Raw genomic sequence first — 14,002 nt, forward strand, 5'->3', positions numbered from 1 at the left:
GCCGATGAACATCAAGAAGATCCTGAGCGGCCCGATCATCTGGATCGTGGTCGGCCTGCTGCTCGTCTCGCTGGCCTTCAGCGCGTTCAACACCGAGCGGGTGTCGCGGATCGAGACCTCCCAGGGGCTCGAGCTGCTCGCCGGCGACACGGTCGACCATGCCCTCGTCGTGGACGGGGAGCAGCGCGTCGAGCTGGAGCTGAGCGAGAAGTACGTCACGGGCGCGGGCACCGAGAGCGAGCAGGACCACGGCACGAAGGTCGAGTTCTTCTACGTCCAGCCGCAGGGCGACGCCGTCGTGACGGCCGTCGAGAAGGCGGACCCCCCGAAGGGCTTCGACTCCGAGAACCCGCAGCCCAGCTTCTGGAGCTCGATCCTCGGGTTCCTCATCCCGTTCCTCATCATCGGCGTGGTCTTCTGGTTCATCCTGTCGAGGGCGCAGGGCGGCGGGCGCAACGGCGTCATGGGCTTCGGCAAGTCCAAGGCCAAGCTCATCAGCAAGGACATGCCGCAGGTGACGTTCGCCGACGTCGCCGGCGTGGACGAGGCGGTCGAGGAGCTCCAGGAGATCAAGGAGTTCCTCGCGGACCCGGCGAAGTTCCAGGCCGTGGGCGCCAAGATCCCCAAGGGCGTGCTGCTGTACGGCCCGCCCGGCACCGGCAAGACCCTCCTCGCGCGCGCCGTCGCCGGCGAGGCCGGGGTGCCGTTCTACTCGATCTCCGGCTCGGACTTCGTCGAGATGTTCGTCGGCGTCGGCGCCTCCCGCGTGCGCGACCTGTTCGAGCAGGCGAAGAACAACTCGCCGGCGATCATCTTCGTCGACGAGATCGACGCCGTCGGCCGCCACCGCGGCGCCGGCATGGGCGGCGGGCACGACGAGCGCGAGCAGACGCTGAACCAGATGCTCGTCGAGATGGACGGCTTCGACGTCAAGACCAACGTCATCCTCATCGCCGCGACCAACCGCCCCGACATCCTCGACCCGGCGCTGCTGCGCCCGGGCCGCTTCGACCGGCAGGTCGCCGTCGAGGCCCCGGACCTCAAGGGCCGCGAGCACATCCTCAAGGTGCACGCGCAGGGCAAGCCGATGGTCGAGAGCATCGACCTGGCCGTCGTCGCGCGGCGGACCCCGGGCTTCACCGGCGCCGACCTGGCGAACGTCCTCAACGAGGCCGCGCTGCTCACCGCGCGCAGCGGCGCCCAGCTCATCGACGACCGCGCGCTGGACGAGGCGATCGACCGCGTCATCGCCGGGCCGCAGAAGCGCACCCGCGTGATGCAGGTCAAGGAGCAGAAGATCACCGCGTACCACGAGGGCGGGCACGCCCTGGTCGCGGCGGCCATGCGGTACACGGACCCCGTCACCAAGGTGACGATCCTGCCGCGCGGCCGGGCCCTCGGCTACACGATGGTGATGCCGATGGAGGACAAGTACTCCACCACCCGCAACGAGCTGCTCGACCAGCTCGCCTACGCGATGGGCGGCCGCGTGGCCGAGGAGATCGTCTTCCACGACCCGACCACCGGCGCGAGCAACGACATCGAGAAGGCCAGCTCGATCGCCCGCAAGATGGTCACCGAGTACGGCATGAGCGAGAAGGTCGGCGCCATCAAGCTCGGCACCGGCTCGGGCGAGCCCTTCATGGGGCGCGACATGGGACACACACGCGACTACTCCGAGGCCGTCGCCGGCACGGTTGACCACGAGGTGCGCAAGCTCATCGAGGCGGCGCACGACGAGGCGTGGCAGGTGCTCACCCAGTACCGCGACGTGCTCGACGACCTGGTGCTGCGCCTGCTGGAGAAGGAGACGCTCAACCAGAACGAGCTGGCCGAGGTGTTCGCCCCGGTGGTGAAGCGCGACCCGCGTGACGTGTGGCTGTCGAGCGAGCAGCGCACCGTGCACACGCGCGGCCCCATCATGACCGACGCCGAGCGCGCCGCCTCCAACGGCAACGGGCAGCCCGTCGTGCCGCAGGACGAGGCCGCCATCGTGGGCAACGAGAGCGACCTGCAGGAGGCCGGCCCCGGCGTCGGGACGGACAGCGAGCCCCCGGCGGCGGGCGACCACCGGTGACGACGCGTCCCTGAGGCGTCCACGAGGAGGCGCACGCATGCAGTTCGTCGGGATCACGCGGTTCAACCTGGTGACCTCCACGACGCTGCGGCACTTCAACGCCACGGCGCACCTGACCCTCGAGGAGGCCAAGCGGGTCGTCTTCGATCCCGGCAGGCTCGGGGCCAAGCTGGCCACCTTCGAGACGTTCTGCCTGCCCACCTACCGGGTGCTCGCCGAGCGGGACGACCGGTCGCACGGGCTGGTGCTCGTGAGCCACGACCTGCCGCAGCCGTACCGGGGCAGGCTCGCCGAGCTGTGCGCCGGCGTCCCGCGGCTGCGGGTGGTGGAGCTCCAGGACGACGACACCATCGGCGGTCGGGTCGACCCGGTCCTCGCGGACGTCGCCGCGGGGGGACGCCTCTTCTCGTATCGCTATGACGACGACGACGTGCTGTCGGTCGACTTCCTGCAGCGCGTCGAGCAGATCTGCGAGACGGTCCCGGACGGCACCGTCGTGTCGATGAACAAGGGGTTCGTCGTGGCCCGCCTGGGCGACGACTCCTTCGGGGCGCACGAGCAGGAGGACCCGCTGAACGCGTACGGCCTGGGCGTCGTGACCGGCGGCGCGCGCGTCCGGAACGTCTTCGACCTCGGCCGGCACGACGCCCCGTCCGGGCCGGTGTTCCACGAGGTGGAGACCCCGGCCTGGATCGCGTTCCGCCACGGTCTCAACGACAGCCAGGTCAACGGCACGGAGCTCGGCCGGCTCAAGAAGCTGCTCGACCACCGGCGCGCCGGCGACCGGACGGCCGAGCTGCTGCACGAGCACTTCCCGCACGTGGGGCTCGCCGCCCTGGAAGGGCTGCCCGTCCTGCCCGTGCACGAGATCCTCGACGCCGTCGCACGCCGGGCGCTGCGGCGCCACCGCGCCGTCGAGGCCGCGCTCGCGCGCGAGCGGAAGCAGGACCGGGCCCTGCGGCAGCAGCTGGCGAGGACGCAGGAGGCGCTCGCCCGGACCAGGGGCGAGCTCCGCGACGTCCGGGGGTCGAGGTCCTTCCGGTTCGGCCGGGCGGTCGCCGAGACGCGCAGCCTCGGAGCCGTGGTGTCGCTGCCGCGACGGCTGTGGCTGGCCACCCGCCCCCGGCCGACCACCGGCGGGAGCGCCGAGCCCCGACGCGCGCCGACGTCGGGCACGGCGCGCGGGATAGGCTCGTCGCCGAGCACCGTCACCCCTCCCCAAGGATCCCGATGAGCGAGTCTCCGATCACCCGTGCCGTCTCCGAGCCGGAGCGTCGTGCCGCCGACGTGCCTGAGTACGACGCGGCCCGGGCGGAGGCGGCGGTGCGCGAGCTGCTGCTCGCGGTGGGGGAGGACCCGGACCGCGAGGGCCTGCGGGACACGCCCGCCCGGGTGGCGCGTGCCTACCAGGAGATCTTCGCCGGGCTGCGCCAGGAGCCCGAGGACGTGCTCACCACCACGTTCGACATCGGGCACGAGGAGATGGTGCTCGTGCGGGACATCGAGGTGTACTCGACGTGCGAGCACCACCTGGTGCCGTTCCACGGCGTCGCGCACGTGGGCTACATCCCCAGCGAGGACGGGCGGATCACGGGCCTGTCCAAGATCGCGCGGCTCGTGGAGGTGTACGCCCGGCGCCCGCAGGTGCAGGAGCGCCTGACGACGCAGGTCGCCGACGCGATGGTGCGCATCCTCGAGCCGCGCGGCGTCCTCGTCGTGGTGGAGTGCGAGCACCTGTGCATGTCGATGCGCGGGGTGCGCAAGCCCGGGTCGCGGACCGTCACGTCGGCGGTGCGCGGCATCATGCAGAGCTCGGCCACCACCCGCGCCGAGGCTATGAGCCTCGTCATGGGGCGGTGACCTGCGCATGACCGCGCACCCGCGCGACGCGGTGGTCGCCGGGCTCCCGGAGCTGTCGGGCGTGGGCCGGTGCCTCGTCATGGGCGTCGTGAACATCACGCCCGACTCGTTCTCCGACGGGGGCCGCTGGTTCGACGCCGACGCGGGCGTGCGGCACGGCCTCGACCTGCTGGCCGAGGGCGCGGAGATCCTGGACGTCGGCGGCGAGTCGACACGGCCGGGCGCCGCGCGCGTCGACGAGGCGGAGGAGCTGCGCCGCGTCGTGCCCGTCATCGAGCGGCTCGCGGCGCACGGCGCGGTGGTGTCGGTCGACACGACCCGGGCCTCCGTCGCCGAGGCCGCCGTCGCGGCGGGCGCGCGGATCGTCAACGACGTCTCGGGCAGCTACGCCGACCCGCGGATGGGGCACGTCGTGGCGGAGACCGGCGTGGCGTACGTCGCGATGCACTGGCGCGGCCACGCGGACGTCATGGACAGCCTCGAGGTCTACGAGGACGTCGTCGCGGAGGTGCGCGACGAGCTCGCGGCCCGCATGGACTCGCTGGTCGCGGTCGGCGTGGACCCGGAGCAGCTCGTGCTCGACCCGGGCCTGGGCTTCTCGAAGGCCGGGGTGCTCAACTGGCCGATCCTCGCGCACCTCGACGCCCTGCACTCCCTCGGCCGGCCGGTGCTCGTCGGCGCGTCGCGCAAACGCTTCCTGGGGCACCTGCTCGAGGGCACGCGCGGCCTGCCCGCCGACGAGCCCGCGCCGCCGCTCGAGCGCGACGACGCCACCGCCGCGATCTCCGCGCTGTCCGCCGCCGCCGGCGCGTGGGCCGTGCGGGTGCACGCCGTCCGCGCCAGCGCGGACGCCGTCCGGGTCGCGGACGCCTGGACGTCGGCGGCCGTCGACGTGGAGGATGCCGGGATGACCGCACCGGCGCACCGCACCGAAGCCGTGGGCGGGGCAGGAACCGCCGCCACCAAGGAGGGCCTCTCGTGACGTTCGCCGCAGCCGTACCGGGACCGGACGGACAGCCGCTCGACCAGATCCGCCTCGCCGGCGTCACGGCGACGGGGCACCACGGCGTGCTCGCCCACGAGCGCGCCGACGGCCAGGTGTTCAGCGCCGACGTCGTGCTGCACCTGGACACGCGCGCCGCCGCGTCGTCGGACGACCTCGATCGCACCGTGAGCTACGCGGACGTGGCGCAGGACGTGCACGACGTCCTCGCGGGCTCTCCGGCCGACCTCGTGGAGACCGTCGCCGAGCGGATCGCCGCCGCGGTGCTCAGCCGCGAGGCCGTGCAGGCGGTCGACGTGCGGGTGCACAAGCCGCAGGCGCCCATCCCGGTCCCGTTCGACGACGTCGCGATCGTGGTGCGTCGTGACCGTGCGCGGCCCCCGGTGGTCGAGGCCTTCGCGCCCGACGACGCCGCGCTCTCGGCGGTCGAGCCTGTCGAGGCCCACGCACCGGTCCCGCCCGTCTCGGCGGTCGAGCCCGCCGAGGCCCACGCACCGGTCCCGCCGGCTCCCGTCGCCGCGGCCGCACCGGTCGAGCCGGTCGCCGCCGCGGTCGAGGCCGTCGAGGCCCCCGCGCCGCAGCCCCCGGTGGACCCGCTCGACACGACGCCCGCCGAGCCGGTCGAGGCGGTGCTGGCGCTGGGCGCGAACCTCGGCGACGCACAGGTGACGCTGCGGCAGGCCGTGACGGACGTCGACCGCCTGCCGGGCGTGCAGGTCATGGAGGTCTCGCCGCTCGCCCGCACGGCCGCGGTCGGCGGGCCGGAGCAGCCGGACTACCTCAACGCTGTCCTGGTCGTGCGGACCACGCTGTCGCCGCGCGACCTGCTGCGCAGCACGCAGCAGGTGGAGGCCCAGCACGGCCGCGTCCGCGAGGAGCGCTGGGGGCCGCGCACGCTCGACGTCGACATCGTCCAGTACGGGTCGCTCGTCGCGGCGGCGCCCGACCTCGAGCTGCCGCACCCGCGCGCGCAGGAGCGGGCCTTCGTGCTGGTGCCGTGGGCGGAGGTCGCGCCGGACGCGCTGCTCGGCGGCCCCGGCGGCGGCCTGGTCGGGCAGCTCGCCGTGACAGCCCCCGACCGCGGCGGCATCCGCTGGCTCGCGCTCGACTGGCTGACCGGGCCCACGCAGAGCACCGGCCAGGTCTCCGCCGCGGCGGCCGACCCGGCGCCGTCCACGCCGGTGCCGCAGTCCGCGCCGGCCGAGCCCGTCCACGAGCCCGTCCACGAGCCCGGCAGCGACGCGCAGGAGTCGGCGGCGCCCGAGGCCTACGCCCCGGAGGCCTACGCCCCTGAGGCGTACGCGCCCGAGCCCTCGGCGCCGGAGCCGTACGCCCCGGAGCCGTACGCCCCGGAGGTGTACGCGTCCGAGCCCTACGCCCCGGAGTCCTACGACCCGGCGGCGCAGCCCGTCGAGCCGACGTCGGGCGGCAGCCCGGCCGTCGAGCCGTACACGCCGGTACCGCCGGCCGCGGAGCCGCCGGTCGCCGAGCCCTCGGTGGTCGAACCGCCGGTGGTCGAGCCGCCGACGGTGGAGCCGCCGACCGTCCCGGAGCCGCGCCGCGAGGACCCGCCCGCGGAGCCGCGTGCCGTCGTGCCGGACCCGTTCGGGCCGGACCCGGACCAGCCGGTGCTGCCCCGGCCGTTCGCCCCCGTGGGGTCTCCCGCGCCGGCTCCTGCGGAGCCCGTGGGCGACGCGCCCGAGCACCCGCACGCGCCGGCGCCCGCGAGCCCGTTCCCCGCGCCCGCCGACCCGTCGGACGAGCCGGACGGTCCGGCGGCGCCGCCCACCGTGTCGTCGTTCGCCCCGCCGGCCCCGGCCCCGGCGCCGCACGCGCCGGTGCCGCCCGCACCCGAGCCCGCCGCCGACCTGCCGGCCTTCCCCGACCCGTTCGCCCCGCAGCCCGAGGCGTACCCGGGCCAGCTGCCCGGTCGCACCGCGCCGCAGGAGCGGTTCGGGGAGGACGGCCGCTGAGATGCGCCGCACCTCGGTCCGCCTGCTCGTCGCCGTCGCCGCCGTGGTGGCGGTCGGCGGCGCCGGGCTGCTCCGGCTGCTCGAGTCGCGCGGTGTCTACCTGCCGGGCGTCGCGTGGGTCGAGGACGTCGCGATGCTCGCGCTGGCCGGCGTCATCTTCTGGATGGGCTGGGCGGTGCGCGCCTACCAGAAGGGCGACCGCCCGGACCTCGACCCGCTGCGCGCGGCCCGCACGTTCGTGCTGGCCAAGGCCGGCGCGCTGACCGGCGCGCTGCTCGCCGGGCGGTACGTCGCGAGCGTGCTCGTGGTCCTGGGGCAGCTGCAGATCGAGGCGCGCCGCGACCAGGCGGTCGCCGCCGGCATCGCCGCGGCGTGCGCGGTGGTCCTCTGCGTGGTGGGGCTGGTGGTGGAGAAGTTCTGCCAGCTGCCGCCCTCGGACGACGCCGACGGCGGGGACACCGAGGAGCACGCGGACCCGCTGCCCTCGTGACCGACGACCGGCGTCCGCCCGGCATCTGACCGGCATCTGACCGGCACGTGAGCGACATCGTCCGGAAGGCGGAGGCGGGACGGCGCGCGAGAGCCGGTCGGACGATGTGGCCGGTGAGGCCCCGGATGGAAGGATGGGCTCCATGACCAGCATCCCCGCGGGCGCCGACCCGTCGACCACGCGGCCGACCGGTCCCTTCGACCCGCCGGACGTCGCGTGGCAGCGCGTCTCGCCGCGGCTCGTCCCGGCGCGGCTGATCTCGACCGCCGTGACCCTGGCCGTGCCGATCGTCGCCGGCGTCGTGCTCGCCGTCCTCGTCTCACCGTGGTTCTGGCTGCTGGCCGGGGTCCCGGCGGCGCTGCTGGTGTGGGCGCTGCTGCTCGTGCCGCGCCAGGTCCGCGCGATCGGCTACGCGGAGCGCGACGACGACCTCCTGATCCGCAAGGGCATCATGTTCCGCACGCTCGTCGTCGTGCCGTACGGGCGCATGCAGTACGTCGACGTCGAGGCCGGCCCGCTGGACCGCAAGCTCGGGATCGCGAAGGTGCAGCTGCACACCGCGTCGGCGGGCACCGACGCCGACATCCCCGGCCTGGTGCCGGACGAGGCGGAGCGCCTGCGCGACCGCCTCACCGCGCGGGGCGAGGCGAGGCTGGCGGGCCTGTGAGCGAGCCGACCCCCGACCCGACGGCGGCCGCCGACGCGGGCACGGGCGAACCGCAGGTCGCGGCCCGGCGCGAGCAGGAGTGGCGCCGCGTCCACCCGGTCACCCCGTTCGTGCGGGGCTGGGCGGCGGTCGTGGCGATCCTCGTCATCGGCGGCCAGCAGGTGCTCGACGACGTGTCGAACGCGATCAAGGCCGCCGACTCGATCCGCAGCCTGTGGTGGGTGGTGCTGCTCGCGCTGGTGGTGCTCGTCGGCATCATCTTCGGGTACGCGGCGCTGGCGTGGCGCATGACGGCGTACGCCGTGGACGACGACGCCGTGCACCTGCGCAAGGGCATCCTGTTCCGGCAGCAGCGGCACGCCCGCCTCGACCGCCTGCAGGCGATCGACGTGCGCCAGCCGCTGCTCGCGCGGCTGTTCGGGCTCGCGGAGCTCCGGCTGGAGGTGGCCGGCGGCTCTGACTCGGGCGTGGCCATCGGGTTCCTCAAGGAGGCGGACGCGCAGCGCCTGCGCGCCGACCTGCTCGCGCGCGCGGCGGGGGTCAAGGCCGCCCGCCGCGGCGACCGGCCTGCCCCGTCGGTCGAGCCCGTCGAGGCCGATGCGCCGGTCGAGCCTGTCGAGACCCCGGCCGTCGGGGAACGGGTCTCGACGGGCTCGACCAGCGGATCCACCGACGACGTCGTCCCGGAGGCCCCGGAGCGCCAGGTGTACGAGGTGCCGCCGACGCGCCTGCTGCTGTCGCTGCTGCGGATGCCGGGCGTGTGGCTCGGGGTCCTGGTGCTGATCGGCGTGGGGGTGGCGGTCGCCATCACCCGCGAGCTGAGCATCCTGTTCTCGTCGCTGCCCGCGATCCTCGGCGTCGGCGGGTACATCTTCCAGCGCTTCGCGGGCGAGTTCGGGTTCCGCGCGGCGCTGTCCCCGGACGGCATCCGGCTGCGGCACGGCCTGCTGGAGACGCGCGCGCAGACCATCCCGCCCGGCCGCGTGCAGGCGGTGTCGCTCACCCAGGGCCCGCTGTGGCGCGGGCCGGACTGGTGGCGCGTCAAGGTCAACGTGGCCGGGTACGGCGGCGGCGACGGCCAGGAGGGGGAGCAGCAGCACGTGCTGCTCCCGGTCGGGCCCCGCGAGGAGGCGCTCACCGCCCTGTGGCTGGTGCTGCCCGACCTCGAGGTCTCCGACCCCGACGACACGCTGGCGCTGCTCGACGAGGCCCTCACCGGCGACGCCCGCACCGACCGCTGGTTCGTCACCAGCCCGCGGCGGGCCCGCCTGCTCGACCCGTGGAGCTGGCGCCGCAACGGGTACGCCGTCACGGGGCGCGCCCTGCTGGCGCGCGGCGGCCGGTTCGTGCGCCACCTCGAGGTGGTGCCGCACGAGCGCACCCAGTCCCTCGGGATCGAGCAGGGGCCGTGGCAGCGCCGGCGCGGTCTCGCGTCGTTCGTGCTGCACTCGACGCCGGGCCCGATCAGCCCGGCCGTCCACCACCTCGCCGAGGACGAGGCCGCGCGCCTGCTCGGCGAGCAGTCCACCCGCGCCCGCGCGGCCCGCGCGCACGCCGGGCCGGAGCGCTGGATGGAGGGGCAGATGGAGGGGCAGACGGAGGGACGAGGATGAGCGCGCCCGACGACGGCCGCCCGGCGGCGTCCGGCCCGCCGTCCGCGCGCCCGGGCCGGCTCGGCGTCGGCGTCGTCGGCGCGGGCCGCGTGGGCGCCGTGCTGGGCAGCGCGCTGCGCGCGGCGGGTCACACGGTGGTGGGCGCGAGCGGGGTCAGCGAGGAGTCGCGCGAGCGGATCGCGACGCTGCTGCCCGGCGTCCCGCACCTCGAGGTGCCCGACGTCGTCGAGCGCGCCGAGATGGTGCTGCTCGCGGTGCCCGACGACGCGCTGGCGGAGGTCGTGATCGGCCTGGCGGCGCTCGGCGCGTGGCAGCCCGGGCAGCTCGTGGTCCACACGTCGGGGCGGTACGGCGTGGGCGTGCTCGACCCGGCGCGGAAGGCCGGCGCCATCCCGGTGGCGCTGCACCCGGCGATGACGTTCTCGGGCACCTCCCTGGACCTGCACCGGCTGGAGGGGTGCACGTTCGCGGTCACCGCGCCGGCGGCCGTGCAGCCGATCGGGCAGGCGCTCGTCGTCGAGGTCGGCGGGGAGCCGGTGATCGTCGCGGAGGAGGCCCGCGGGCTCTACCACGCGGCCCTCGCGCACGGCGCGAACCACCTGGTGGTGCTCGTGGCGCAGGCCGCGCAGGCGCTCGCGGCGGCCGGCGTCGAGCAGCCGGGCCGGGCGCTGGCGCCGCTCCTGTCCGCCGCGCTCGACGGCGCGACGCGCGCCGCGGACGTGGCCGACGGCCCCGGGGCGGTCACGGCCCTCACCGGCCCGGTGTCGCGCGGCGACGTCGGCACGGTGCGCACGCACCTCGACGCCCTGCGGGCCCTGGCCGCCGAGACCGGCGCCACCGACGTCCCGGCGTCGTACACCGAGCTCGCGCGCGGCGCGACGAGCCGCGCCCTGGCGGCCCACCGCATCGACGACCGCGCGGCCCGCGAGCTGCTCGACGCCCTCGCGCCGCCGGCCGCGTCCCACCCCGACGACCCGCAGGAGCCCCGATGACCACCACCCCGCACGTGCCCGCCGTCGTGAGCACCCGGGCGGACCTGCACGACGCGCTCGCGGCGTGGACGCTGTCCGGCCCGGAGCCCACGGACCGGCGCGCCGTCGTCATGACGATGGGCGCCCTGCACGAGGGGCACCTCCAGCTGGTGCGGGAGGCCCGCGAGGCCGCCGGCCCCACCGGTCAGGTGATCGTGACGATCTTCGTGAACCCGCTGCAGTTCGGGGCGGGGGAGGACCTGGACCGCTACCCGCGCGACCTGGACGGCGACGTCGCGAAGCTGGCGAGCGTCGGCGCGGACGTGGTCTTCGCGCCCACACCCGACGTCGTCTACCCCGACGGCGACCCGATCGTGCGGGTCTCGGCGGGCCGGATCGGGGAGGTGCTGGAGGGCGAGACGCGCCCCGGGCACCTCGACGGCGTGCTCACCGTGGTGCTCAAGCTCATGCACCTGACGCGCCCCGACGTCGCCCTGTTCGGGGAGAAGGACGCCCAGCAGCTGCTCGCGGTGCGCCGGATGGTGCGCGACCTGGACGTGGACGTCGAGGTGCTCGGCGTGCCGATCGTGCGGGACGAGGACGGGCTCGCGCTGTCGTCGCGCAACGCGTACCTCTCGGACGACGAGCGCGCCTCCGCCCTGGCCCTGTCGCGCGCGCTGCGGGCGGGCGCCGACGCCGCCGGCGAGGGCGCGACGGCGGTGCTGGAGGCGGCCACGGGAATCCTGGACGGGGCGGCGGGCGTTGAGGTGGATTACCTCGCACTCGTCGACCCGACTACCGTGGACCCGGTGCCCGCGGACTTCCGCGGCCCCGCCCTCCTCCTCGTGGCGGCGCGTACGGGCGCCACCCGACTGATCGACAACCAGGCCGTGGACCTCGCCGGCAGCCCCGCCGACGGCGCGGAACCCACAGGAGAACGCCAGTGACTGAGCACGCGAACCGCCCCGCCTCCCTGCAGCGGCCGATGATGATCGGCAAGATCCACCGCGCCACGGTGACGCAGGCGGACCTGCACTACGTCGGCTCGATCACCATCGACGCCGACCTCCTCGACGCGGCCGACCTCTACCCCGGCCAGCAGGTCGACGTGGTGGACGTCACCAACGGCGCCCGCCTCACGACCTACGTCATCCCGGGCGAGCGCGGCGGCCGCCAGGTGAGCATCAACGGCGCGGCCGCGCACCTGGTGCACCCCGGCGACACGGTCATCGTCATCGCCTACGGCACGATGTCGGACGCGGACGCGCGCACGTACTCGCCCGCCGTCGTGTTCGTCGACCCGGAGAACCGCATCGTCCAGCTCGACGACGACCCGGGCCAGGTGCCCGACGGCTTCGGGCTGTCCTCCAGCGGCGTGCCCTTCGCGGCCGTCCGGTGACTCGTTCGTGAACGGGCCGCGGCTGGCCCGCGCGCTCGCCGCCCCCGCCCCCGGCTGGACGACGTCCGCCGACGCGATCGTCGTCGGCTCCGGCATCGCCGGGCTGACCGCCGCCCTGGAGCTGCGCTCGCGGGTGCCGCGGGTGCTGCTGGTGACCAAGGGCGCGCTGTCGTCGGGCTCCACGGTGTGGGCGCAGGGCGGCGTCGCGGCGGCGCTGCACCCCGACGACACCCCGGACGCGCACCTCACCGACACGCTCGCGGCGGGCGGCGGGCTGAGCGACCCGGAGGCCGTGCGGGTCCTCGTCACCGAGGGGCCGGACCGGGTGCGCGAGCTCGTGGCCCGCGGCACGGCGTTCGACGTCGGCCCGGACGGCGGCATCGCGCTCACCCGGGAGGGCGGGCACCGCGCCGACCGGATCGTGCACGCCGGCGGCGACGCGACGGGCGCCGAGATCTCCCGCGCGCTGGTGGCGCAGATCGAGGCGGTGCGCGACGACCCGGGCATCGAGGTGATCGAGAACGCGCTGGTCCTCGACGTCCTCACGGGCGCCCCCGACCCCGACTCCCGCTGGTCGAGCCTGTCGCGACCCGGTGACCCCGATCGCTCGGCGAGCCCGTCGAGGCCCGTCGCCGGCGTCACCCTGCACGTGCGCGGCGCGGGCAGCCGCGACGGCGTGGGCGCCGCGCTGGCGCCCGCCGTGGTGCTGGCGACCGGCGGCATCGGGCAGGTCTTCCGCTCGTCGACCAACCCGCCCGGCGCGACCGGCGACGGCATCGCCGCCGCGCTGCGTGCGGGGGCCGCCGTGGGCGACCTGGAGTTCGTCCAGTTCCACCCCACCGTCCTGTGGCAGGGCATGGGGGCCAAGGGGCAGCTGCCGCTCATCAGCGAGGCCGTGCGCGGCGAGGGCGCGCTGCTGCTCGACGTCGACGGCTACCGCTTCATGCCGGGCCAGCACGAGCTGGCCGAGCTGGCGCCGCGGGACGTCGTCGCGCACGCCATCGTGCGGCAGCTGGCCGCCACGAGCGCCGACCACGTGCTGCTGGACGCCCGCCACCTGGGCGGCGACTTCCTGCGCCGCCGGTTCCCGACCATCACGGCCCGCCTGCTGGCGCAGGGTATCGACTGGACCGAGGAGCCGGTGCCGGTGGCGCCAGCCCAGCACTACCACTCGGGCGGCGTCGTGACCGACCCGAGCGGCCGCACCTCGGTGCCGGGGCTGTACGCGGTCGGGGAGGTGGCGTGCACGGGCGTGCACGGCGCCAACCGGCTCGCGTCCAACTCGCTGCTCGAGGGCCTGGTCTTCGCGCACCGCGCCGCGCGCGACGTCGCGCGGCAGGTCGCCGACGGCGGACCGCGCCGCGCCCCGGAGCCCGAGGAGCGACCCGGACCGACGGCGCTCGTCGCGGCCGCGGCCCGGTCGCGCGTGCAGCGCGCGACGTCGGAGGGCGCCGGCCCCGTGCGGTCCGCCGCGTCGCTCGAGCGCGCCGCCGGTGTGCTCGCCGGCGTGCGGACCGACGCCCACCGCGCCGCCGACGTCGTCGCGGACCCGCAGGCCGCGGAGTGGGAGACGACCGCCGTGCACCAGGTCGCCAGCGCGCTGGTGCACGCCGCCGCCCTGCGCGAGGAGTCGCGCGGCGGCCACTTCCGCACCGACTTCCCCGCGCCCGACCCGGCCTGGCGGCGCCGCGTCACCCTCGCCCTCGACGACGACGGCGCCCTCCGCGAGGTGGTCCCCGTCCCCGCGAGGTAGTCCCGGGTCTCGCGAGGTAGTTCCAACCGTGCCGAGGTAGTTCCGGGTCTCGCGAGGTAGTTCGAGATCTGCCGAGGTAGTTCGAATCTCCACGAGGTAGTTCGTGACTCCGTGTCACGGACTACCTCGGCAGGTTCCGGACTACCTCGGCAGGTTCCGGACTACCTCGCGGGCGGTAGCGTTGCGCCCCGTGAGC

At 75.5% G+C, this 14,002-nt stretch carries 12 protein-coding genes; all 12 read left to right on the plus strand.

The window, feature by feature from the left end:
- Window positions 1-4: 4 nt before the first annotated feature.
- Window positions 5-2,077 carry an ATP-dependent zinc metalloprotease FtsH gene (gene ftsH / locus AAG589_RS11790; protein WP_430567444.1) on the plus strand — a complete coding sequence of 691 codons (2,073 nt, stop codon included), beginning with the start codon at window positions 5-7 and terminating at the stop codon, window positions 2,075-2,077.
- Window positions 2,078-2,114: 37 nt separating this feature from the next.
- Window positions 2,115-3,311 carry a glycosyltransferase gene (locus AAG589_RS11795; protein ID WP_430567445.1) on the plus strand — a complete coding sequence of 399 codons (1,197 nt, stop codon included), beginning with the start codon at window positions 2,115-2,117 and terminating at the stop codon, window positions 3,309-3,311.
- A complete protein-coding gene (gene folE, locus AAG589_RS11800; RefSeq protein WP_430567446.1) occupies window positions 3,308-3,937 on the plus strand; it encodes a GTP cyclohydrolase I FolE in 630 nt (209 codons plus the stop codon). Before AAG589_RS11795 ends, folE begins: the two co-directional genes overlap by 4 nt.
- Before the next feature lie 7 nt (window positions 3,938-3,944).
- Window positions 3,945-4,919, plus strand: coding sequence for a dihydropteroate synthase (gene folP, locus AAG589_RS11805; RefSeq protein WP_430567447.1), 975 nt, complete (start codon window positions 3,945-3,947; stop codon window positions 4,917-4,919).
- Window positions 4,916-6,913, plus strand: a complete 1,998-nt coding sequence (gene folK, locus AAG589_RS11810) for a 2-amino-4-hydroxy-6-hydroxymethyldihydropteridine diphosphokinase (RefSeq protein WP_430567448.1) — start codon at window positions 4,916-4,918, stop codon at window positions 6,911-6,913. Before folP ends, folK begins: the two co-directional genes overlap by 4 nt.
- 1 nt (window position 6,914) lies before the next feature.
- Window positions 6,915-7,403: a DUF3180 domain-containing protein gene (locus AAG589_RS11815; RefSeq protein WP_430567449.1), complete on the plus strand. Its 489-nt coding sequence runs from the start codon at window positions 6,915-6,917 to the stop codon at window positions 7,401-7,403.
- 142 nt (window positions 7,404-7,545) lie between these two features.
- The gene (locus tag AAG589_RS11820) at window positions 7,546-8,070 is read left to right on the plus strand and encodes a PH domain-containing protein (RefSeq protein WP_430567450.1); all 525 of its coding nucleotides are present in this window, start codon (window positions 7,546-7,548) and stop codon (window positions 8,068-8,070) included.
- Window positions 8,067-9,683: a PH domain-containing protein gene (locus AAG589_RS11825; protein ID WP_430567451.1), complete on the plus strand. Its 1,617-nt coding sequence runs from the start codon at window positions 8,067-8,069 to the stop codon at window positions 9,681-9,683. Before AAG589_RS11820 ends, AAG589_RS11825 begins: the two co-directional genes overlap by 4 nt.
- Complete coding sequence (locus tag AAG589_RS11830; RefSeq protein ID WP_430567452.1) at window positions 9,680-10,675, plus strand: Rossmann-like and DUF2520 domain-containing protein; 996 nt, start codon at window positions 9,680-9,682, stop codon at window positions 10,673-10,675. Before AAG589_RS11825 ends, AAG589_RS11830 begins: the two co-directional genes overlap by 4 nt.
- Window positions 10,672-11,601, plus strand: coding sequence for a pantoate--beta-alanine ligase (panC, locus tag AAG589_RS11835; RefSeq protein ID WP_430567453.1), 930 nt, complete (start codon window positions 10,672-10,674; stop codon window positions 11,599-11,601). The genes AAG589_RS11830 and panC overlap by 4 nt, the downstream gene beginning before the upstream one ends.
- Before the next feature lie 38 nt (window positions 11,602-11,639).
- Window positions 11,640-12,053, plus strand: coding sequence for an aspartate 1-decarboxylase (gene panD / locus AAG589_RS11840; RefSeq protein WP_430568016.1), 414 nt, complete (start codon window positions 11,640-11,642; stop codon window positions 12,051-12,053).
- 7 nt (window positions 12,054-12,060) lie between these two features.
- Complete coding sequence (locus AAG589_RS11845) at window positions 12,061-13,806, plus strand: L-aspartate oxidase (protein WP_430567454.1); 1,746 nt, start codon at window positions 12,061-12,063, stop codon at window positions 13,804-13,806.
- The last annotated feature ends 196 nt before the right edge of the window (window positions 13,807-14,002 follow it).

Source organism: Isoptericola sp. F-RaC21 (genome assembly GCF_038593535.1).
Classification (GTDB): Bacteria; Actinomycetota; Actinomycetes; order Actinomycetales; family Cellulomonadaceae; genus Isoptericola.

Coding starts and splice junctions, on each gene's coding strand:
- ftsH (WP_430567444.1), top strand. CDS start 5: ATGAACATCAAGAAGATCCTGAGCGGCCCGATCATCTGGATCGTGGTC.
- AAG589_RS11795 (WP_430567445.1), top strand. CDS start 2,115: ATGCAGTTCGTCGGGATCACGCGGTTCAACCTGGTGACCTCCACGACG.
- folE (WP_430567446.1), top strand. CDS start 3,308: ATGAGCGAGTCTCCGATCACCCGTGCCGTCTCCGAGCCGGAGCGTCGT.
- folP (WP_430567447.1), top strand. CDS start 3,945: ATGACCGCGCACCCGCGCGACGCGGTGGTCGCCGGGCTCCCGGAGCTG.
- AAG589_RS11815 (WP_430567449.1), top strand. CDS start 6,915: ATGCGCCGCACCTCGGTCCGCCTGCTCGTCGCCGTCGCCGCCGTGGTG.
- AAG589_RS11820 (WP_430567450.1), top strand. CDS start 7,546: ATGACCAGCATCCCCGCGGGCGCCGACCCGTCGACCACGCGGCCGACC.
- AAG589_RS11830 (WP_430567452.1), top strand. CDS start 9,680: ATGAGCGCGCCCGACGACGGCCGCCCGGCGGCGTCCGGCCCGCCGTCC.
- panC (WP_430567453.1), top strand. CDS start 10,672: ATGACCACCACCCCGCACGTGCCCGCCGTCGTGAGCACCCGGGCGGAC.
- panD (WP_430568016.1), top strand. CDS start 11,640: ATGATGATCGGCAAGATCCACCGCGCCACGGTGACGCAGGCGGACCTG.